Source organism: Stenotrophomonas sp. YJH_SMC_46 (genome assembly GCF_059370315.1).
Genome location: NZ_JCAFTO010000003.1, coordinates 392,484 through 412,530, shown reverse-complemented (window position 1 = coordinate 412,530; position 20,047 = coordinate 392,484). Strand labels below are relative to the sequence as shown.

Annotated in this window: 20 protein-coding genes; 7 read left to right on the top strand and 13 right to left on the bottom strand. The window is 66.4% G+C overall.

Annotation, left to right across the window (positions count from 1 at the left end; translation table 11 throughout):
* Nucleotides 1-14 precede the first annotated feature (14 nt).
* From AC5P8C_RS11385 to AC5P8C_RS11365, 5 genes are all read right to left on the bottom strand, one after another.
* Nucleotides 15-344 (bottom strand): hypothetical protein, encoded by a 330-nt coding sequence (locus AC5P8C_RS11385; protein WP_197602326.1) that lies wholly within the window; start codon nt 342-344, stop codon nt 15-17.
* Nucleotides 344-691 (bottom strand): hypothetical protein, encoded by a 348-nt coding sequence (locus tag AC5P8C_RS11380; protein ID WP_197602325.1) that lies wholly within the window; start codon nt 689-691, stop codon nt 344-346. The genes AC5P8C_RS11385 and AC5P8C_RS11380 overlap by 1 nt, the downstream gene beginning before the upstream one ends.
* Nucleotides 688-1,518, bottom strand: a complete 831-nt coding sequence (gene kdsA / locus AC5P8C_RS11375) for a 3-deoxy-8-phosphooctulonate synthase (protein ID WP_010485995.1) — start codon at nt 1,516-1,518, stop codon at nt 688-690. The genes AC5P8C_RS11380 and kdsA overlap by 4 nt, the downstream gene beginning before the upstream one ends.
* A gap of 89 nt (nt 1,519-1,607) precedes the next feature.
* Nucleotides 1,608-3,272, bottom strand: a complete 1,665-nt coding sequence (gene pyrG / locus AC5P8C_RS11370; protein WP_005416023.1) for a CTP synthase — start codon at nt 3,270-3,272, stop codon at nt 1,608-1,610.
* A 399-nt stretch (nt 3,273-3,671) separates the two neighbouring features.
* Entirely contained in the window at nt 3,672-3,905 is a 234-nt protein-coding gene (locus tag AC5P8C_RS11365) for a hypothetical protein (RefSeq protein ID WP_019658885.1), read from the bottom strand.
* Between the two features lie 170 nt (nt 3,906-4,075).
* Here AC5P8C_RS11365 and parE point away from each other — a divergent pair, with 170 nt between their 5' ends.
* The 3 genes from parE to AC5P8C_RS11350 all read left to right on the top strand — a co-directional run bounded on the left by parE (nt 4,076) and on the right by AC5P8C_RS11350 (nt 8,304).
* Entirely contained in the window at nt 4,076-5,965 is a 1,890-nt protein-coding gene (gene parE, locus AC5P8C_RS11360; RefSeq protein WP_019658886.1) for a DNA topoisomerase IV subunit B, read from the top strand.
* A 153-nt stretch (nt 5,966-6,118) separates the two neighbouring features.
* The gene (locus AC5P8C_RS11355; protein ID WP_019658887.1) at nt 6,119-6,697 is read left to right on the top strand and encodes a GNAT family N-acetyltransferase; all 579 of its coding nucleotides are present in this window, start codon (nt 6,119-6,121) and stop codon (nt 6,695-6,697) included.
* Nucleotides 6,698-6,807: 110 nt separating this feature from the next.
* Nucleotides 6,808-8,304 carry a S10 family peptidase gene (locus tag AC5P8C_RS11350; protein ID WP_021204094.1) on the top strand — a complete coding sequence of 499 codons (1,497 nt, stop codon included), beginning with the start codon at nt 6,808-6,810 and terminating at the stop codon, nt 8,302-8,304.
* A gap of 373 nt (nt 8,305-8,677) precedes the next feature.
* Here AC5P8C_RS11350 and AC5P8C_RS11345 read toward each other — a convergent pair whose 3' ends face one another.
* Nucleotides 8,678-9,799, bottom strand: a complete 1,122-nt coding sequence (locus AC5P8C_RS11345; RefSeq protein ID WP_019658889.1) for an inorganic phosphate transporter — start codon at nt 9,797-9,799, stop codon at nt 8,678-8,680.
* A 13-nt stretch (nt 9,800-9,812) separates the two neighbouring features.
* Nucleotides 9,813-10,439, bottom strand: a complete 627-nt coding sequence (locus AC5P8C_RS11340; RefSeq protein WP_004152833.1) for a DUF47 domain-containing protein — start codon at nt 10,437-10,439, stop codon at nt 9,813-9,815.
* A 292-nt stretch (nt 10,440-10,731) separates the two neighbouring features.
* Between AC5P8C_RS11340 and AC5P8C_RS11335 the strand changes: the two genes are divergently transcribed.
* Nucleotides 10,732-12,036, top strand: coding sequence for a hemolysin family protein (locus tag AC5P8C_RS11335; protein WP_005416017.1), 1,305 nt, complete (start codon nt 10,732-10,734; stop codon nt 12,034-12,036).
* The gene (locus AC5P8C_RS11330; protein WP_019658891.1) at nt 12,020-12,679 is read left to right on the top strand and encodes an exopolysaccharide biosynthesis protein; all 660 of its coding nucleotides are present in this window, start codon (nt 12,020-12,022) and stop codon (nt 12,677-12,679) included. Before AC5P8C_RS11335 ends, AC5P8C_RS11330 begins: the two co-directional genes overlap by 17 nt.
* A 92-nt stretch (nt 12,680-12,771) precedes the next feature.
* On the opposite strand, the gene AC5P8C_RS11325 is transcribed toward AC5P8C_RS11330, so the two are convergent.
* The 4 genes from AC5P8C_RS11325 to AC5P8C_RS11310 form a co-directional block, all read right to left on the bottom strand.
* The gene (locus AC5P8C_RS11325) at nt 12,772-13,269 is read right to left on the bottom strand and encodes a pyridoxamine 5'-phosphate oxidase family protein (RefSeq protein ID WP_495218765.1); all 498 of its coding nucleotides are present in this window, start codon (nt 13,267-13,269) and stop codon (nt 12,772-12,774) included.
* 69 nt (nt 13,270-13,338) lie between these two features.
* The gene (locus tag AC5P8C_RS11320) at nt 13,339-14,334 is read right to left on the bottom strand and encodes an LLM class flavin-dependent oxidoreductase (RefSeq protein WP_423161279.1); all 996 of its coding nucleotides are present in this window, start codon (nt 14,332-14,334) and stop codon (nt 13,339-13,341) included.
* Between the two features lie 201 nt (nt 14,335-14,535).
* Nucleotides 14,536-15,303, bottom strand: coding sequence for a sulfurtransferase (locus AC5P8C_RS11315; protein ID WP_019658894.1), 768 nt, complete (start codon nt 15,301-15,303; stop codon nt 14,536-14,538).
* A 287-nt stretch (nt 15,304-15,590) separates the two neighbouring features.
* Nucleotides 15,591-15,956, bottom strand: a complete 366-nt coding sequence (locus AC5P8C_RS11310; protein WP_019658895.1) for a DUF6164 family protein — start codon at nt 15,954-15,956, stop codon at nt 15,591-15,593.
* A gap of 70 nt (nt 15,957-16,026) precedes the next feature.
* On the opposite strand from AC5P8C_RS11310, the gene AC5P8C_RS11305 reads away from it, so the two are divergent.
* On the top strand, nt 16,027-16,461 hold the full coding sequence (locus tag AC5P8C_RS11305; RefSeq protein ID WP_019658896.1) for an FKBP-type peptidyl-prolyl cis-trans isomerase: 435 nt from the start codon (nt 16,027-16,029) through the stop codon (nt 16,459-16,461).
* The gene (locus tag AC5P8C_RS11300; protein ID WP_233653009.1) at nt 16,448-17,695 is read left to right on the top strand and encodes a TIGR03862 family flavoprotein; all 1,248 of its coding nucleotides are present in this window, start codon (nt 16,448-16,450) and stop codon (nt 17,693-17,695) included. The genes AC5P8C_RS11305 and AC5P8C_RS11300 overlap by 14 nt, the downstream gene beginning before the upstream one ends.
* A 122-nt stretch (nt 17,696-17,817) precedes the next feature.
* Here AC5P8C_RS11300 and AC5P8C_RS11295 read toward each other — a convergent pair whose 3' ends face one another.
* Nucleotides 17,818-18,279 (bottom strand): GNAT family N-acetyltransferase, encoded by a 462-nt coding sequence (locus AC5P8C_RS11295; RefSeq protein ID WP_019658898.1) that lies wholly within the window; start codon nt 18,277-18,279, stop codon nt 17,818-17,820.
* A 105-nt stretch (nt 18,280-18,384) separates the two neighbouring features.
* A complete protein-coding gene (locus AC5P8C_RS11290) occupies nt 18,385-20,007 on the bottom strand; it encodes an FMN-binding glutamate synthase family protein (protein ID WP_021204397.1) in 1,623 nt (540 codons plus the stop codon).
* Nucleotides 20,008-20,047 lie beyond the last annotated feature (40 nt).

The window sequence follows — 20,047 nt, the reverse complement described above, 5'->3', positions numbered from 1 at the left end:
TGGCGCGGGCGCCGTCAGGCCAGAGTGGCCCCGATCACCATCAGGATCAACGACATCATCACCACCAGCAGGCCACCGGCAATGGCGGCCAATACGCCGCCGCGGCGGCAACGCCAGGCCATCACCATCGCCACCAGGCTGCCAACGAAGGACAGCACGAGCATGGCCAGTGCAGCCAGGATCCAGTACTGCATGGCCTGCATGCCATGGCTGCCATCCCCGGGCGAACCGAAACTGGCGGCGAAGGCAAACACAGCGGCCACCAGGCCGGCCCAGGCCAGAACAGCCAGCGCCAGCGCGATCAGGCCCCAGGGCCGATCACGGGTTGCCAGGGTCGCACTCATCAGAGCAGCCCGTAGAACAGGGCACCGAACCACAGCGACAGCAGGACGATCGCCAGGCCGGCGGCCACCTTGCCTCGGTTCAGGCGCCAGGCCAGTACGGCGGCAGCGACGCATCCCACGGCGCCGACCAGCTCTGCCACCAGCAGCGCAATGAAGTACGCGCGCAGATTGAGCGCGCTGCCGCCATCGCCCGGTGGGCGCACTGACGCAGCGCCGATCAGCACCAGGCCGAACATGCCCACGGTGAACAGCACGGCTAGGCCCAGTGCAATCAGGCCCCAGGGCCACTGTTTCCAGTGCCGGCGGCGGCGCTGGTTTTCCAGCGCCAGCCACGGGTCACGACTCACGCGAAGCGCGAGAAGCCGTGCTTCTTGGTCACCGCATCGAGCTCCATCAGGGTCTCGAGCAGCGCTTCCATCTGGTCCAGCGGCCACGCGTTGGGGCCATCGGACAGCGCCTTGGACGGGTCCGGATGGGTCTCGGCGAACAGGCCGGAGATGCCCACCGCCACGGCAGCACGGGCCAGCACCGGCACGTGCTCGCGCTGGCCACCGGAACTGGTGCCCTGCCCGCCCGGCAGCTGCACCGAATGGGTGGCGTCGAACACCACTGGGCAACCGGTCTCGCGCATCACCGCGAGCGAACGCATGTCGCTGACCAGGTTGTTGTAGCCGAAGCTGGCACCGCGCTCGCAGACCATGATCTGCTCGTTGCCGGTGGCCTTGGCCTTCTCCACGACAGGCTTCATGTCCCACGGCGCGAGGAACTGGCCCTTCTTGATGTTGACCGGCTTACCGGCCGAGCACACCTTGCGGATGAAGTCGGTCTGGCGGACCAGGAACGCCGGGGTCTGCAGCACGTCCACCACCGAGGCCACTTCATCCATCGGGGTGTACTCGTGGACGTCGGTCAGCACCGGCACGCCGATCTGCTTCTTGACCTCGGCCAGGACCTTCAGGCCTTCTTCCATGCCCGGGCCGCGGAAGGCGGTGCCCGAGGTGCGATTGGCCTTGTCGAAGCTGGACTTGAAGATGAAGTTGACGCCGAGCTTGTCGGTGATCTCCTTCAGCTTGCCGGCGGTATCAAGCTGCAGCTGCATCGACTCGATTACGCAGGGGCCGGCGATCAGGAACAGGGGCTGGTCCAGCCCGACCTCGAATCCACACAGTTTCATGGCGTTTCCTTGTTGTCCGCAGCACCGGCCGGGCCGGTGCGCTGGGGGTTGAAGCATGCAGGATGGGGGCCCACGCCCCCATTCACAAGTCAGGCGCGCGCTTCGGAAAGCAGCTTGCCGCCCGCCTTGCGCTCGCGCGCGGCACGGATGAAACCGATGAACAGCGGGTGGCCGTCGCGCGGCGTGGACAGGAATTCCGGGTGCGCCTGGCAGGCCAGGAACCACGGGTGGGCATCGCGCGGCAGTTCGACCACTTCCACCAGGGTGTCGTCCATCGACTTGCCCGCGATCACCAGGCCCGCATCTTCCAGCTGGGTGCGGTAGCGGTTGTTGAACTCGTAGCGGTGGCGGTGGCGCTCGGCGACCACGTCCTTGCCGTACAGCTCGCGGGCCAGCGTGCCCGGCTTCAGGCGTTGTTCCTGCAGGCCCAGGCGCATGGTGCCGCCGAGGTCGCTCTTGTCGTCACGCTTCTCGACATCGCCGCTGGCGGTGCGCCATTCGGTGATCAGGCCGATCACCGGGTTCGGCGACTGGCGATCGTTCTCGGTGCTGTTGGCACCTTCCAGGCCGACCACGTTGCGCGCGTAATCGACCACTGCCGCCTGCATGCCGTAGCAGATGCCGAAGTACGGCACCTGCTGCTCGCGGGCGAACTTCGAGGTCAGCACCTTGCCTTCAAAGCCGCGGTCACCGAAGCCACCCGGTACCAGGATGCCGTCGACATCGGCCAGTGCAGCCATGTCGGTGCCTTCCAGGTCCTGTGCTTCCAGCCACTTCAGGTTGACCTTGGTGCGCTGGCGCAGGCCGCCGTGCTTCAGTGCTTCGCCGACCGACTTGTAGGCATCCTGGTGGTCGACGTACTTGCCGACCACGGCGATGGTCACTTCATCCAGCGGGTGCAGGGTCGCGTCGACCGCGTCTTCCCACATCGAAAGATCGACCGGACCGGCCTTGTCGGCCAGCTTCAGCTGGTTGACCACGATTTCGTCCAGGCCCTGTGCATGCAGGCCCGACGGAATGCGGTACAGCACGTCGACGTCCGGCACGCTGATCACCGCGCGCTCGGAGACGTTGGTGAACTGGGCGATCTTGCGGCGCTCCGAATCCGGCACCGCCTGCTCGGAGCGGCACAGCAGCACGTCCGGCTGGATGCCGATCGAGCGCAGCTCCTTCACCGAGTGCTGGGTCGGCTTGGTCTTCAGCTCACCGGCGGCGCCGATGTACGGCACCAGGGTGAGGTGCATGAACAGCGCCTTCTCCGGGCCACGTTCGGTGCGCACCTGGCGGATCGCCTCCAGGAACGGCAGCGACTCGATGTCGCCCACGGTGCCGCCGATCTCGACCAGTGCCACGTCGTAGCCTTCGGTGGCTTCGTCGATGCAGCGACGGATCTCGTCGGTGATGTGCGGAATGACCTGCACGGTCGCGCCCAGGTAGTCGCCGCGGCGCTCCTTGCGGATCACGTTCTCGTAGATGCGCCCGGTGGTGACCGAGTTCTTGCGGCTCAGGCGGGTGCGCACGAAGCGCTCGTAGTGGCCCAGGTCGAGGTCGGTCTCGGCGCCGTCGTCGGTGACGTAGACCTCACCGTGCTGGAACGGGCTCATGGTGCCCGGGTCGACGTTGATGTACGGGTCGAGCTTCATCATCGTGACCTTCAGGCCACGGGCTTCGAGAATGGCGGCCAGTGACGCAGCGGCAATGCCTTTGCCGAGCGAGGACACCACGCCGCCGGTTACGAAAATCAAGGGAGTCATGGCTGCAAGCATCCTGTCTGGAAATGGAAAACGGCAGCACCACGCGCGCCCGGAGGGCAGGCATGGTGCTCAGAGGGGGTTTTCCGGTTCGCTGGGACAGCGAGGGAGGTGCGGATCCGTGCGGTGGCAGGCGCCGGACAGGGACCACCGTGCGAGGTCGGGGCGGCCGTGCCGGTCAAATCGACCGTCACCTGCGACCCGCCATGCTGGAAGCCACGCTTGGCCGCTCCAGCCCATTCGCAAAGGGTGGACACGCACTTACTCCCGGAAAGCCATAGTTTACAGATTGATGGCCGCCAACCCAAGGGGCAGACGCCACGTTCCCAAAAGAAACGCCCCGCTGAGCGGGGCGTTCCGGAGCACAACCCTTGTCGCAAGGGCGCCTGGCAGGCTGCGGGATCAGCGCTTCTTGCGCGCTTCCTCTTCCTCTTCCTGCTGCGGGGCCGGCTGGCCCTGCGCCTTCATCTGGGCATTGGCCTGGGCCCGGCGCTTGGCCTTTGCATCGGCCTCGGCCTGGGCCTTGTCGGCCTGATCACCCTGTTGCGGGGCCGACTGGCCGGCGTTCTGCGCCACCACCAGCGGCACTGCAACGGCGGCAGCGGCCAGGATCGCAATGGTCAGCAACTTCTTCATGGAGTCCTCCTCGCGGTATGGCTTGGACGTTCTGATCCAACGGAGCGCCGGCGTTCAGATTCCAGCGGCTGCCATTTTACCCCCTCTGCGTCGCCGAGACTGAACCGCAGGCGTGCAAAATCCCGTGCCAGACCCCACACTTGCCCGTCGCTCCAAGCTTTCGAAGACAGATGAACGCCCGTTATAACGCCGCCGATATTGAAGTCCTGTCCGGCCTTGACCCGGTCAAGCGCCGTCCCGGCATGTATACCGACACCGCGCGCCCGAACCACCTGGCGCAGGAAGTGATCGACAACTCGGTGGACGAGGCCCTCGCCGGCCACGCCCGCTCGATCGAGATCACCCTGTACAAGGACGGCAGCGTGGAGGTCAGCGATGACGGCCGCGGCATGCCGGTGGACATCCATCCCGAAGAGAAGATCCCGGGCGTCGAGCTGATCCTCACCCGCCTGCATGCCGGCGGCAAGTTCAGCAACAACAACTACACCTTCTCCGGTGGTCTGCACGGCGTCGGCGTCAGCGTGGTCAACGCGCTGTCGACCCTGGTGGAAGTGCACATCAAGCGCGACGGTGCCGAACACCGCATCACCTTCCGCAATGGCGACCGCGCCACACCGCTGGAAGTAGTTGGCAGCGTCGGCAAGAAGAACACCGGTACCCGCGTGCGCTTCTGGCCGGACCCGAAGTACTTCGATACGCCGAAGTTCGCGGTGCGCGCGCTCAAGCACCTGCTGCGCGCCAAGGCCGTGCTGTGCCCGGGCCTGACCGTGAAGCTGACCGATGAAGCCACCGGTGAAGTCGATACCTGGTACTACGAAGACGGCCTGCGCGATTACCTGAAGCTGGAGCTGGGTGATCGCGAGATGCTGCCGGCCGAGCTGTTCGTCGGCAGCCTGAAGAAGGACACCGAGGTCGTGGACTGGGCAGTGGCCTGGCTGCCGGAAGGCGAGCTGGTGCAGGAAAGCTACGTCAACCTGATCCCCACCGCCCAGCACGGCACCCATGTCAACGGCCTGCGTACCGGCCTGACCGAGGCGCTGCGCGAGTTCTGCGACTTCCGCAACCTGCTGCCGCGTGGCGTCAAGCTGGCCCCGGAAGACGTGTGGGACCGCGTGTCGTTCGTGCTGTCGCTGAAGATGACCGACCCGCAGTTCAGCGGCCAGACCAAGGAACGCCTGTCCTCACGCCAGGCGGCCGGCTTCATCGAAGGTGCCGCCCATGATGCCTTCAGCCTGCTGCTCAACCAGAACGTGGAGCTGGGCGAGAAGATCGCGCAGATCGCCATCGAGCGCGCCAGCGCCCGCCTGAAGACCGAAAAGCTGGTCGTCCGCAAGAAGGTCACCCAGGGCCCGGCCCTGCCCGGCAAGCTGGCCGACTGCATCAGCCAGGACCTGTCGCGCACCGAGCTGTTCCTGGTGGAAGGTGATTCGGCAGGCGGCAGCGCCAAGCAGGCCCGCGACAAGGATTTCCAGGCCATCATGCCGTTGCGCGGCAAGATCCTGAACACCTGGGAGGTTTCCTCCAACAGCGTGCTGGCCTCGGAAGAAGTGCACAACCTGGCGATCGCGATCGGCTGCGACCCGGGCAAGGACGACATCAGCGGCCTGCGCTACGGCAAGGTCATCATCCTGGCCGACGCGGACTCCGACGGCCTGCACATCGCAACACTGCTGACCGCGCTGTTCCTCAGGCACTTCCCTGCGCTGGTCGATGCCGGCCACGTGTTCGTGGCCATGCCGCCACTGTTCCGCATCGACGTGGGCAAGCAGGTGTTCTATGCCTTGGACGAGGAAGAAAAGCGCTCGATGCTGGACAAGATCGAACGCGAGAAGATCAAGGGCGCCATCAACGTGACCCGCTTCAAGGGCCTGGGCGAGATGAACCCGCCTCAGCTGCGTGAATCGACCATCCACCCCGATACGCGCCGGCTGGTGCAGCTGACCGTGGACGATCGCGAGCAGACAAGTTCGCTGATGGACATGCTGCTGGCCAAGAAGCGCGCCTCCGACCGCAAGGGCTGGCTGGAGTCGAAGGGCGACCTGGCTTCGCTGGAAGTCTGACTCCCGCAGCCCTCCTGTAGAGCCGAGCCCACGCTCGGCTGCATTCCGCGCCGTGCCGGGCAGCCGAGCATCGGCTCGGCTCTACAGAGATCCCACCCCCATCGGCAAACCCGGCGGCGCCATAATGCGCGTCCATCCGTGTGGACCAACGTATTGGCCAGCCACTCCCTGCTGTTTCCCGGCCTGCCGCTGCACAGCGCGCGCCTCGTCCTGAGCCCGATCCGCCGCGACGATGCGGCCGCCCTGTTCGCAATCCAGTCCGATCCGGACGTGATGCGGTTCTGGAACCATCCTGCATGGACACGACCGTCCGAGGCACGCGCGCAGATCGACGATGACCTGGCGGCACAGGCCACCGGCACCCAGCTCAAGCTGGCCGTGCGCGAAACGCTGGACGGCCCGTTGCTGGGCATCTGCGTGGTGTTTGCGTTGGACCGCGATGCGGCACGCGCCGAGATCGGCTACCTGCTGGCACCGGATCGCCAGGGCCAGGGCTACATGCACGAGGCCCTGCAGCAGGTACTGGCCTACCTGTTCGGCACCCTCCACCTGCATCGCGTGGAAGCCGAGATCGACCCGCGCAACGCACCCTCCGCGCACGTGCTCGAACGCCTGGGCTTCCGCCGCGAGGGAGTGCTGCGCCAGCGCTGGCGGATCCAGGGGGAACTGGCCGACTCGGCCGTCTATGGCCTGCTGGCCGATGACGAAGCGGCCGCCACCCTGCCCGCTTGACCCAATCTGGCCAGTAGCGGGCTCAACGCACGGCCATGCCTTTGGACACATACGACATGGGCCGCCACCGGCCTAGCATCGGAATCCCCTTCCGCTGCCCACCCGGTGCCATGAAGTCCCTGCTGCACACTGCCGCGCTCTGCGTCGGCCTGCTCATCGCCCCAGCCAGCGTGCTGGCCGCGCCTGATGCCGACGCCAAGCCCGATCCGAAAGACGACAAGACCGAGGCACCTGCGTTGCCCGCAGACGCCTCAGCCCGCCAGAGCATGCGCCTAGCCGGCCGCACCCTGGACTACACCGCCACCGTCGGCACCCTGCCGGTACGCGATGCCAAGGGCAAGGTGATCGCCGATGTGGTGTTCACCGCCTATACGATGCCGGGCAAGGACCGGCCGGTGACCTTCGCGCTCAATGGCGGTCCCGGCGCGTCGTCGGTGTACCTCAACATGGGCGCGATCGGACCCAAGGTGGTGACCTTCGGCTCCGAGGGTGACAGCGCGTCGGCGCCGGCGACCCTGCACGACAACCCCGGCACCTGGCTGGACTTCACCGACCTGGTGTTCATCGATCCGGTCGGCACCGGCTTCAGCCGCGCGCGGATCGGCGACGATGAAGCGAAGAAGGCACTGTACAACCCCAGCGCGGACATCGAATACCTGTCACGCTCGATCTACGACTGGCTGCTGCGCAACCAGCGCATGGCGTCGCGCAAGTACCTGACTGGCGAGAGCTACGGCGGCTATCGCGGCCCGCGCATCACCCACTACCTGCAGACCCGGCTGGGCGTGGCGATGAACGGCCTGGTACTGGTCTCGCCGTACCTGAGCCCGACCCTGGAAGACAACGCCGATGTCTCGCCGATGGCGTGGATGCAGACCCTGCCGTCGATCGCCGCCGCGCACCTGGAGCGCCAGGGCAAACTGACCGATGCAGCGATGCGCGAAGTAGTGGAATACACCCGTGGCGACTACGCCACCGCCCTGATGAAAGGCCGTAGCGATCCGCAGGCAACCGAGGCGATGCTGCGCCGGGTGACCGAACTGACCGGCCTGGAGCCGCAGTTCGTGCGCCGTGCCGGTGGCCGCCTGGAAACGCAGGCCTACCTGCGCGAAGTATTCCGCGACAAGGGCACGCTGGGCAGCCGTTACGACTCCAACGTGACCGCGTTCGATCCATTCCCGAACGATCCGGAGCAGCGCGCCAACGATCCTCTGCTGGACAGCATCATCGCGCCGACCACCACGGCGATGGTCGACTTCGTGACGCGCGTGGTCGGCTGGAAGGTGGACGCGCGGTACCAGGCGCTGAACTACGACGTGAACCGGCTGTGGGACCGCAATGGCGAGCTGCGCGATGGCGCGGTGACCCAGCTGCGCCAGGCCGTGGCGATCGACCCGCACCTGCAGGTGCTGATCGTGCATGGCTGGAACGACCTGTCGTGCCCGTTCATGGGTTCGATCCTGACCGTGGACCAGATGCCGACGATGGGCAGCAATCCGGACCGGGTGCAGGTGCGCAGTTATCCGGGCGGGCACATGTTCTACAGCCGGGCCGACAGCCAGGCGGCGTTCCGGAATGATGTGAAGGCGCTGTTCCAGCGTAATTGAGGGGTTCGGCCGGGCCTGCGGCCCGGCACCCGCCGGATCAACGGCAACGGCAAGGTCCACGGCAAGATCAACTGCAAAAGCGGGCTTCCTGAGGGCTGGCGAGGTGGGGTGGATATGCAGGACACGCCGTAAACCCGTCCATGGGGGCTCGATGGCGCCATCCATGGCGCCAACGGTCCTGCATATCCACCCCACCCCGCCGCTGACAGGTTCCTGCTGCTGTTGGTGGGTGCCGACCGTTGGTCGGCACGCTTGGATACAGAGGAATGATCTGCCATGAGAAAAGCACGCCGGTATCCGGCGGGCTTTTTCGTTTACCGGGATCAGATCCTTTTCCCGCAGGGAAAGGGCTCTGATCCCAAGGCCGTTGGCATCAGGTCCAGCCGAACAGTTCGAACAGCTTCAGGATCAGGTACGCACAGCCGCCGGCCGCCGGGATGGTCAGGATCCAGGCCCAGACGATGCGCTCGATCACGCCGAACTTCAGCGAACGCGGGTTCTTGGCGAAGCCGACACCCATGATCGCGGTGGAGATGCTGTGCGTGGTCGAGACCGGCATGCCGAAGTGGGCCGCCAGGGTCAGGATGGTGGCCGAGCTGGTCTCCGCGGCGAAGCCGTGGATCGGGTGCAGCTTGACCATCTTGTGGCCCAGGGTCTTGATGATCTTCCAGCCACCCGAAGCGGTACCGGCCGCCATCACCACCGCGCAGGTCAGCACGATCCACATGGCGATGCCGTCACCGGCGTGCGCGTCCGGGTGCATGAAGGCCAGCCAGGACGGCAGATCGTTCAGTGCGCCGGTGGCTTCGGCACCAATCAGGGTCATCGCGATGATGCCCATGGTCTTCTGCGCGTCGTTGTGGCCGTGGGCGAAGCCCATGTAGGCCGCCGAGGCGATCTGCGCCTTGCCGAAGAAGGCATTGACGATGCGCGGGCGGGCCAGGCGGCCGATGGCGCCACCGACCTTGGCCAGGCCGGCGATCAGCGCCCACAGCAGCACCATCACCACAATGCCGAGCAGGAAGCCGGCGATCGGCGAGGTGATCATCGGCACGAACACCTTCCACAGCAGGCCCTTGTTCTGCGCCCAGCTGCCCAGGCGCTCGGACCAGATCAGGGCATCCCAGTTGTTGTGGGCCGCAGCCAGGCCGGCGCCGCAGAGGCCGCCGATCAGCGCGTGCGAGGACGAGGACGGCAGTCCCTTCCACCAGGTGATCAGGTTCCAGATGATGCCGCCCAGCAGCGCGCACAGGATCACCTGCGGGGTGACTTCCACCACGTTGGTGTTGAGCAGGCCCGAGGCGATGGTCAGCGCCACCGCCGTACCGGTCAGCGCACCGATGAGGTTCATGAAGGCGGCCAGCATCACCGCCCAGCCGGGCGAGAGCACCTTGGTCGCCACTACGGTGGCAATGGAATTGGCAGTGTCGTGGAAGCCGTTGATGAACTCGAAGACGAGCGCGGCCAGGATCACTACCAGGACAAGGGTCAACATGCGGCGGCGTCCGTCAGCTGTTCTTCAACACGATCTGGTACGCCACCACGCCAGCCTCGCGGCAACGGTCGATGGCCTTTTCCAGGATCTCGAAGAATTCCTTCAGCAGGAACATCTGCAGGTTGTCCAGGCGACCGGAGTAGATGTCGCGGTACAGCTCGAGCATCAGGCGGTCGGCCTCGTTCTCCAGCGAGCGCAGCTTCTCGTTCAGCGCGGTCATCCGGTCCAGGTTCATGTGGCGCAGGTCGGCCACCATCTCCACCACCACGCCGGCGGCCTGCTCCAGCATCGCCGCGCGCGGCGCGAAGTCGATGTGCTCCAGGTGGGTCGTGGCCAGCGAATAGCGATCGGCGAACTTCTCGATCTGCTTCGGAATCTTGTACAGGGCCGAACCCAGCGCTTCGATGTCTTCGCGCTCGATGGGGGTCATGAAGCTGTCCACCAGCGCCTGGCTGATCTTGTCCGAGGCCGCGCGTTCGCGCAGGCGGGCCAGCTTGAAGGCGTCCAGCGCGGGCTGGCGGTCGGCCTCGCGCAGCATGGAATGCAGCGCCTTGGCGGCATCGGAAGCCGCGACAGCAGCCTCATCGAGCAGGGTGTAGAACTGTTTGCCGGAACCGAAAATGGTCTGCAGAGAGAACATTGAGAAACCTGTCAGCCGTCGCGGGAAGGACGGCACCAGAGCGAATTATGACGGCTAGATGACCATCACGGGTATCCCCGCGCCCTTTCCGGGCTCTGGGAGCCCCAACCTGAACAGGCGGTTGCCACCCTGCCACGCCCCTTTGCTAAGATGCCAGCGCGCCTTCAGGCGCACCTTATGGACGACGACCCTTATCCCCCTGCGCCGCGCCGGACCCCGTTCCTGAGCGCCTGCCGCCATCGCAAGCACCCGCCCTCCCTGCCACCAACCGGGGACGACGCCCGTGTTTGAAATGATCCTGATTGTCTTCGCGCTGGTTCTGCTGAACGGCTTCTTCGCCATGTCCGAGATGTCGGTCATGACCTCGCGCAAGAGCCGCCTGAAGCAGATGGCCGCCACCTCCAAGCGCGCCGCCAAGGCGCTGGAGCTGTCGGAGAAGCCGGAGAGCTTCCTGTCCACCGTGCAGATCGGCATCACCGTGATCGGCGTACTCACCGGCTACCTCGGTGGTGATGCGATCGGCGACGCGATCGCCGGCTGGCTGCAGGGCCTGATGCCCGGCTTTGCGTACGCGCGCGAAGTAGGCACCGCCCTGGCGGTCTCGCTGATCACCTTCATCACGCTGATCTTCGGCGAACTGGTGCCCAAGCGCCTGGCCCTGACACGTTCCGAGGCCATTGCCGGCCTGGTCGCGATGCCGATGAGCTGGCTGGCCAGGCTCGCCCTGCCCTTCGTCTGGCTCCTGTCCAAGACTACCCAGCTGGTGCTGAAGGTGCTGGGCCTGGGCAAGGACGAGGCCGCGCAGGTGACTGAAGAAGAGATCCGGATGCTGGTGGCCGAGAGCCACGAGGCCGGCGTGATCGACGCCCACGAGCGCGACATGATGAACCGCGTCATGCGCCTGGGCGACCGCACCGCCGACAGCCTGATGACGCCGCGCAACCGCATCGCCTGGCTCGACACCCAGGCCGGGCTGGAGCGCAATCTGGACATCATGGCCGAGCACGAGTTCTCCCGTTACCCGGTGTACCGCGACAACGACATGGACGTGGTCGGCGTGCTGGAGCTGAAATCGCTGGCCACGCGCATGGCGCGCGGCGACAACGCGCTGTTCCAGACTCTGCGCGAACCGCTGTACGTCTCCGAATCGACCCACGCGATGAAGCTGCTGGAGATCTTCCGCGAGGAACAGCAGTCGATGGCGCTGGTGGTGGACGAGTACGGCGAGATCCAGGGCCTGGTGACCATCAGCGACCTGATGGGGGCGGTGGTCGGCCGCCTGCAGGCGGTCGAGAATGCCGACGAGGATGCCCTGGTGGTGACCCGCGAGGACGGCTCGCTGCTGGTGGACGGCTCGCTGCCGATCGAAGACCTGCGCGAGCTGATCGGAAGCAACGACCTGCCCGATGCCGAGGACGGCGATTACTACACGCTGGCCGGCATGTGCATCCACTACTTCGGCCGCATCCCGCACGCAGGCGAGTACTTCGACTGGGCCGGCTGGCGCTTCGAGGTGGTCGACCTGGACGGTGCGCGGGTGGACAAGCTGCTGCTGCGCACGTTGTCCGACGAGCAGGCCGATGAGCTCACCGCCTGAGGCCGGCCAGGGCCAGGGCGCTCAGCGCGCGGCCTACCGCAACGAGGGCATCCGCACCCTGCTGGAGATGTTCGCCTCCGGCGATCCCGCCGAGCACATGCCGCTCGGCCAGATCCTCAGCAACCTGCAGCAGAGCGCGTTCGGCGTGTTCCTGTTCGTGGCGATCCTGCCCTCGTTCATCCCGATCCCGGGCATGGGGGGTGCGGTCAGCGGCCCACTGGTGGTCCTGATCGGCCTGCAGATGCTGTGTTGCCTGCGCCGCCCCTGGCTACCCGGTTTCATTGCCCGACGCGGGCCGAAGCGCGGCACCATGCACCGCTTCCTGGACCGTATCGATCGCCCGTTGCGGCGGCTGGACAGGATGCTGAAGCCACGCCTGCCGCAGCTGCTGACACCGCTGCCCGCACACGCGTTCACTGGCCTGCTGCTGGTGTTGCTGGGCCTGCTGCTGTCGTTGCCGATTCCGTTCACCAACTTTCTGTTCGGCTTCCAGCTGCTGCTGTTCTCGCTGGCGCTGCTGGAACGCGATGGTGCGCTGATGCTGTTCAACTGGATCGCCGCACTGGTGGCGATCGCGTTCTTCGGCTTCAGTTCGGGGCAGCTGGTGGGCTATACAGTGGAGCTGTTCCAGCGCTGGTTCTGAAGCGGCATCCGGTAGAGCCGGCCGCTGGCCGGCTGCCACGTTTCCAGGGTTGCCGGCCAGCGGCCGGCACTACCAATACCGGACATCGGTCATCACCGAAGATCGATGAAGCCGTTGTCGGCCAATTGCCCCGGCTCGTCCTGCACGGCCGACAGCACGAAATTCAACGCTTTGCCCAACAGCGTGCCCGGACCATCCCAATACTCGGCCGAGTCGGCCCGCACGTGGATCAGGCGCAGGTTTGGATCATCCTTGCCACCCGGGAAGAACAGTTTCATCGCCGGTGACCACAGCTCCTCGATCTTCGCGCGGTCATCGACGACGCGGGCACGCCCGGCCACCGAGACATAGGTGTTGTTCGAGGGCGAGGCATACGCCACGTTGACCCGCGGGTCGAGCGCGATCTCGGCCACCTTCGGGCTGTCGGCGGTGATGACGAACCACAGGTCGCCGTCAAAGGCGACCTGCTGGGTGGCCAGCGGCCGACTGTAGAGCCGTCCGTCGACGCCGGTGGTGGTGAACATGGCCACCTCCACATCCTTGATCAGTTCGGCCAGCTGGTTGACGTGTTCGGCACGGGTGTCGGCCATGTGGGGGACTCCATCGGAATGAGCCCCCATCAGACCGGGCACGGCCGCAACAGCCCGTGACGCAATTGTTCAGCCCGCGTGGCGGGCGTGCCAGGCCTGCATGGTCAGTTCGAACGAGCGCAAGCGCGCGCGGTGGTCGTACAGGTTGGCGGTGAGCATCAGCTCGTCGGGCCCGTGCCGTTCGACAAACGCGGCGATGCCCTCCCCGACCTGCTGCGGATCGCCCAGCACGGTGCAGGCCAGCGCCCGCTCCACCCCCAGTTTTTCGTGCGGCTCCCAGAAGGACTCGATGTCGTCGATCGGTGCCGGAATCTTGCCCGGCCGGCCACGACGCAGGTTGACGAAACTCTGCTGCTGGCTGGTGAAAAGGCGGCGCGACTCCGCCTCGCTGTCGCTGGCAACGACGTTCAGGGCGAGCATCGCGTGCGGCTGCTTCAGCGCCGCCGAGGGGCGGAACTCGCGGCGGTAGACAGCAAGGGCTTCGTCCATCGCGTCGGGTGCGAAGTGCGAGGCGAACGCATACGGCAGGCCCATCGACGCGGCCATGCGCGCGCCGAACAGACTGGAACCGAGGATCCAGGTCGGTACCCGCAGGCCGCCACCTGGAACGGCCTGCACCGCCTGCCCCGGCTGAACCGGCTCGAAGTAGTGCAGCAGCTCGCGCACGTCCTGTGGGAACTGGTCCGCGCTGTCGAAGTAGCGGCGCAATGCACGCGCGGTCGGCTGGTCAGTACCCGGTGCGCGGCCCAGGCCCAGGTCGATCCGGTCCGGATACAGCGAGGCCAGCGTGCCGAACTGCTCGGCCACCTGCAGCGGGGCATGGTTGGGCAGCATGATGCCGCCGGCACCGACCCGGATGCGCCGGGTACCGCCGGCGACATGGCCGATCAGCACGGCGGTGGCCGCACTGGCGATGCCGGGCATGTTGTGGTGTTCGGCCAGCCAGTAGCGGCGGTAGCCCAGCGCATCGGCGTGCTGGGCCAGTTCCAGCATGTTGGCAAAGGCGGTGGTGGTGTCACTGCCCTCGCAGACCGGGGCCAGGTCAAGGATCGACAACGGGATCATCAGGCGTTTTTCCGTCACAGGATCCCCCATGCATGGGGACGACCCGGCGCAGCGGCCAGTGCCGGTGGCAGGATGCTGATTCCCGCAGCGCGGGTCCACGACTGGCTGCACGTGATCCGGTAGAGCCGGCCGCTGGCCGGCAGGCAACGTGCCCTGGCAGCCGGCCAGCGGCCGGCTCTACCGGGGAATCGACATCCCGGCTTAGAACGCGCTGGGGCGCGGATCAGGCAACGGCTGGTCGACCATCGGCTTCAGTTCCGCATCCAGCGCAATGCGCTCATCGAACACGAAGCAGCGGCCTTCGTAGCCTTCGCCGCCCACTTCCTCGAAGTAACCGAGGATGCCACCGTCCAGCTGCAGCACGTTGTCCATGCCGTCGTTGACCATCCACAGCGCCGCCTTCTCGCAGCGGATGCCGCCGGTGCAGAAACTGACCACGGTGCTGTCCTTCAGTGCTTCGCGGTGCGGCGCCAGCGCCTCCGGCAGGTCGGTGAACTTGTGGATGGGCAACACCAGCGCATCCTTGAAGGTGCCGTACTCCACTTCCTGCAGATTGCGCGTATCGAGCATCACCACCGGCTTGCCGGCATCGTCATGCCCCTGCCGCAGCCAGCGCTGCACGGTGGCCGGATCGACCGCCGGCGCACGCGGATAGTCCAGCGGCTGGCCGTCATCACGGCGGAAGCTGATGATCTCGTCCTTCACCTTGGCCTTCAGCCGGGCGAACGGCTGGTGCTCGCTGAAGCTGGTCTTGACCCGCATATCGGCAAAGCGCGCGTCAGAGCGCAGCGCTGCGTAGAAACCCTCGACCGCCTCTGGCGCACCCGCCAGGAACAGGTTCAGCCCCTCGCCCGCCACCAGGATCGTGCCGCGCAGCTGTGCCGCCTCGGCACGCGCCAGCAGCTGGTCACACAGGGCCTGAGGGGCGTCGATGACGGCGAAATGGTAGGCAGCGGTATTGGCGATCATCCCGCCATTTTAGCGCCTCCCGCCCGCACAGACAGATTCAGGGGTCAGTGCCCTCTGCGCAGCAGAGGGATCCGACCCCAAGCCCGGCAGACACCCGGAATCTGTCAGGGGTGGGGCGGTGTGGGCAGGCGGGGGCGCAGAGCGCCATGGATGGCGCTCTACGAGGCACGCAGGAGCAGCGTTTGCCGTCCCCCGCCTGCCCACACCGCCCCACCCTCCCACTGAAGCCCGGCTTTTGACGTCGACGTTGCGTCTGCGGGTGCCGGGTGCAACCCGGCCGAAACCCCTTACCCCCGCAACAGTACGAACGGCAGCAGCACCAGCGCAGCGGCAGCGGCCATCCCCAGCAGCACCAGCATTACGTACAGCGGCCGCCGCCGGAACAGGCTGCCGAAGGTCTCCGCCGTGCCATCACGCAATGCCTGCTCACGCTCGGCACGGATGCGCGGCCCGCGTTCGGCCTGGTACTCCGCCATCAGCGCCTTCGCACGTGGATGATCGGCGTCCTCGCGCAGCCACAGGCCTCCGTTGGAAATGCCCCAGGGGCTGGGTTCGGTGCGGTACCAGGCGATGCCGTGCTGGTCGAGCAGCGTGCAGACATCGGCGTATTCGTCGTCACCGACATTGCGCAGATTGAGCAGGAGTTTTGCCATGTCCCCATGATACCCGGCGCCGATGCGCTACCCTTGCCGCCCTCGACCTGCGCCCTACCGGAGACGCCCGATGCGCCGCCTGCTGCTTCCCCTGCTGCTGTCCCTCGCCGCCGCTGGCTGCTCGACCGAACCGTCCGGCCCGCCGCCCGGCGGCACCCTGACCGCCTTCGAGCGGATCGATATCGTGCCAGGTGCCGGTGCTGAAGCCGTTCCCGGCAGCAAGGTCACCGTGCACTACACCGGTTGGATCTACGACAACCGTACCGAGACCAAGCACGGCAAGACCTTCGACAGCTCCTTCAAGCACGGCCAACCGTTCACCTTCGCGCTTGGCGCCGGCCAGGTCATCCGCGGCTGGGATGAGGGCGTGGCCGGCATGAAAGTTGGCGGCAAGCGCACGCTGATGATCCCGCCGGACTACGGTTACGGCGACCGCAAGGTCGGCCCGATTCCGGCCGGATCGTCGCTGGTGTTCGACGTCGAGCTGCTCGATGTCAAACCGTGATGCCGCCATGCCCCACCGCGTCGCCGTCATCGGCGGTGGCCCGGCCGGCCTGTTCGCCGCCGAGCGCCTGCGCGCCGCCGGGCTGGACGTCGACCTGTACGAGGCCAAGGGGTCGCCCGGCCGCAAATTCCTGATCGCCGGCAAGGGCGGGCTCAACCTCACCCATTCCGATCCGCGTCCGCTGTTCGACAGCCGCTACCGCGAGCAGTCCACGGCCGTGGGCCGCTGGCTGGACGACTTCGATGCGCAGGCGCTGCGCGACTGGGCCGCCGGCCTGGGCGTGGAGACCTATGTGGGCAGCTCCGGCCGCGTGTTCCCGGTCGACCGGAAGGCTGCGCCGCTGCTGCGTGGCTGGGTGCGCCGGCTGAAGGAACAGGGTGTGCGCCTGCATGCCAACCACCGCTGGATCGGCTGGGGTGAGGATGGCGCGCTGCGATTTGAAACCGAAGATGGCGCCGTTGAAGTACATGCCGATGCCACCCTGCTGGCCATGGGCGGCGGCAGCTGGCCGCAGCTGGGCAGTGACGGCGCCTGGGTCGCGCCACTGCAGACCCGTGGCGTGGACATCGCACCACTGCAGTCGGCCAACTGCGGTTTCGACGTGGGTTGGACCCCATTCTTCGCCCAACGCAATGCCGGCGCGCCGTTGAAGCCGGTGGTCGCGCACTGGATCGACCTGGCCGGACAGCCACGGTCGCTGCAGGGCGAATGCGTGGCCAGCGAGTACGGCATCGAAGGCAGCCTGATCTATGCGATTGCGGCGGACCTGCGCGAGACCATCAACCGCGAGGGCCACGCGATGCTGTGGCTGGATCTGGTACCGGGCCGCGACGAGGCGCGCCTGCTTGCCGATCTGTCACGCCCACGCAAGGGCCGCAGCTTCGGCGAGCACCTGCGCCGCCAAGCCGGTCTGGATGCAGTGAAAGCCGCACTGGTGTTCGAGATCCTGGGTAAAGAAGCGGGCAGCGACCTGCCTGCCGTGGCGGCTACGCTCAAGCGCCTGCCGCTGCGCCTGCTGCGTCCCCGGCCGATGGCCGAGGTGATCAGCACCGCCGGCGGCGTGCGCCTGGATGCGCTGGATGATGGCCTGATGCTGCGGGCAGTGCCCGGCGTGTTCTGCGCCGGCGAGATGCTGGACTGGGAAGCGCCGACAGGTGGCTACCTGTTGACCGCGTGCTACGCCAGTGGCCTGCGTGCTGCGGAAGGCGTAATCGGGTGGCTGGCCGGGCGGTGACGCCTGCCTTGTAGCGTCGAGCCATGCTCGACGGCGTTACCTGTAGAGCCGAGCCCATGCTCGGCTTGAATCAAAAGCAGCCGAGCGTGGGCTCGGCTCTACAGAACGCAGAAAACGAGCACTCACCACGGCCGGCGCATGCTCACTGAAGCCAGCGCCACGCCGCTGGGATGCGGGTAGGCCTCTTCGCGCACGCTGACGAACCCCTGGCGTTGATAGAACGGCACGGCGTTGAGCGAGGCCGACAGCACCACCTCACGTTCACGATCGGCCATCGCCAGCAGGCGCTGCATCAACGCCTGGCCAATGCCCTGGCCGCCATGATCCGGATTGACGAACAACGCATCGACTTCATTGGCATCGGCATCAAAGACGCCGAAGCCGAGCAGGCCACCCTGCCCGTCCTCGGCCACTACGCAGCCTCCCTGCCCCAGCAACCGTGCGTACTGCGACGGCGGCGGCGAAGCAGACCACGGATCGATCACCTCCGCCGGGTAGTGGCTGCTGCACGTCTCGCGAACGCAACGCGTGCGCAGTGCCCACAGCATGGCGACATCGTCGATGGTGCCGGTCCTGAACCGCATGACATCTCCCTGTAGAGCCGAGCCCATGCTCGGCTCGGCTGTTCTTCGTTCCAACATCGCGATGAGAGAAGCAGCCGAGCATGGGCTCGGCTCTACAGCAACACGTTATCGCGACTTGCTGGCGCGCAGCGCCTGGATCTTCGGCGGTGGCTGGAACGAGTCGCTGCGCGCATCGGCCCAGAACGCATGGAACACCGCATGGTCGGGCACCTTGTGCAGCAGTTCGCCTGGCTCCAGGTAGCGGTACAACGAGGCCAGCGAACGGATCTCCACCGGCGAGACACGGCGCAGGATGTGTTCCGGCCCCAGCTCGGCCGGATCATTGAGGCCAGCGGCACACAGCAGCTCCTTCAAGGCATGCAGCGTGTGCTCGTGGTAGCTGTAGACACGAGCAGCCTTGTCCGGTGCATCCAGATGCTTCCAGCGCGCGGGATCCTGGGTAGCGATCCCGGTCGGACACTTGTCGGTATGGCAGCTCAGCGACTGGATGCAGCCCAGCGCGAACATGAAGCCTCGGCCGGCATTGCACCAGTCGGCCCCCAACGCGATGGTCCGTGCGATGTCGAACGCACTGGTGATCTTGCCGGCCGCGCCGATGCGGATGCGCTCACGCAGGTCGAGGCCGACCAGGGTGTTGTGCACCAGCAGCAGTGCCTCATGCATCGGCACGCCGACATGATCGACGAACTCGGCCGGTGCCGCGCCGGTGCCGCCTTCGGCGCCATCCACCACGATGAAGTCCGGCAACAGGCCGGTTTCCTGCATCGCCTTGGCGATGCCGAACCATTCCCACGGGTGGCCGATGGCCAACTTGAAACCGACCGGCTTGCCACCGGACAGTTCGCGCAGGCGGGCCACGAACTGCAACAGTTCAACCGGCGTGGAGAACGCCGAATGGCGCGACGGCGACACGCAGTCAACGCCCATCGGCACGCCACGGGTCACCGAGATCTCGGCGGTCACTTTCGGTGCCGGCAGCACACCACCGTGGCCCGGCTTGGCCCCCTGCGACAGCTTGATCTCGATCATCTTGACCTGATCGTGGGTAGCGTTGGCAACGAAGCGCTCCTCGCTGAAACCACCTTTCTCGTCACGGCAACCGAAGTACCCCGAGCCGATCTCCCACACCAGGTCGCCGCCCATTTCGCGGTGGTAGGGCGAAATCGATCCTTCGCCGGTGTCGTGGTAGAAGCCACCGCGGCGTGCGCCTTCGTTCAGTGCGCGGATCGCATTGGCTGACAGCGAGCCAAAGCTCATCGCCGAGATGTTGAACACGCTGGCCGAATAAGGCTTGGCGCAGTTCGGGCCGATCAGGACGCGGAAGTCATGCTTGGCAATCGTCGTCGGTGCCAGCGAATGGTTGATCCACTCGTAGTCCACCGCATAAGTGCTGCGCAGGGTGCCGAACGGCACCGTGTCCATCTCGTTCTTTGCACGCTGGTAGATCAGCGCGCGCTGCTGGCGCGAGAACGGCACGTCTTCCAGGTCGCTCTGCACGAAGTACTGGCGGATCTCCGGACCGATCGACTCCAGCCCGTAACGGAAGTGCGCCATCACCGGATAATTGCGGCGCAACGTGCTGCGTTTCTGCAGCAGGTCCCAGGTCCCCAGCGCCACCATCGCGGCAGTCAGGCCGACGCCCCAGTACCAGGCTGGCCAGATCGTGGCCAGCCACAGGCATATCGGGAACATCAGGATGGCGAGCAGGTAGACGATATACCGGTGCATGGCGTTCCTCGGTTGCAACTGCCCCCGAGTCTACCGCGCC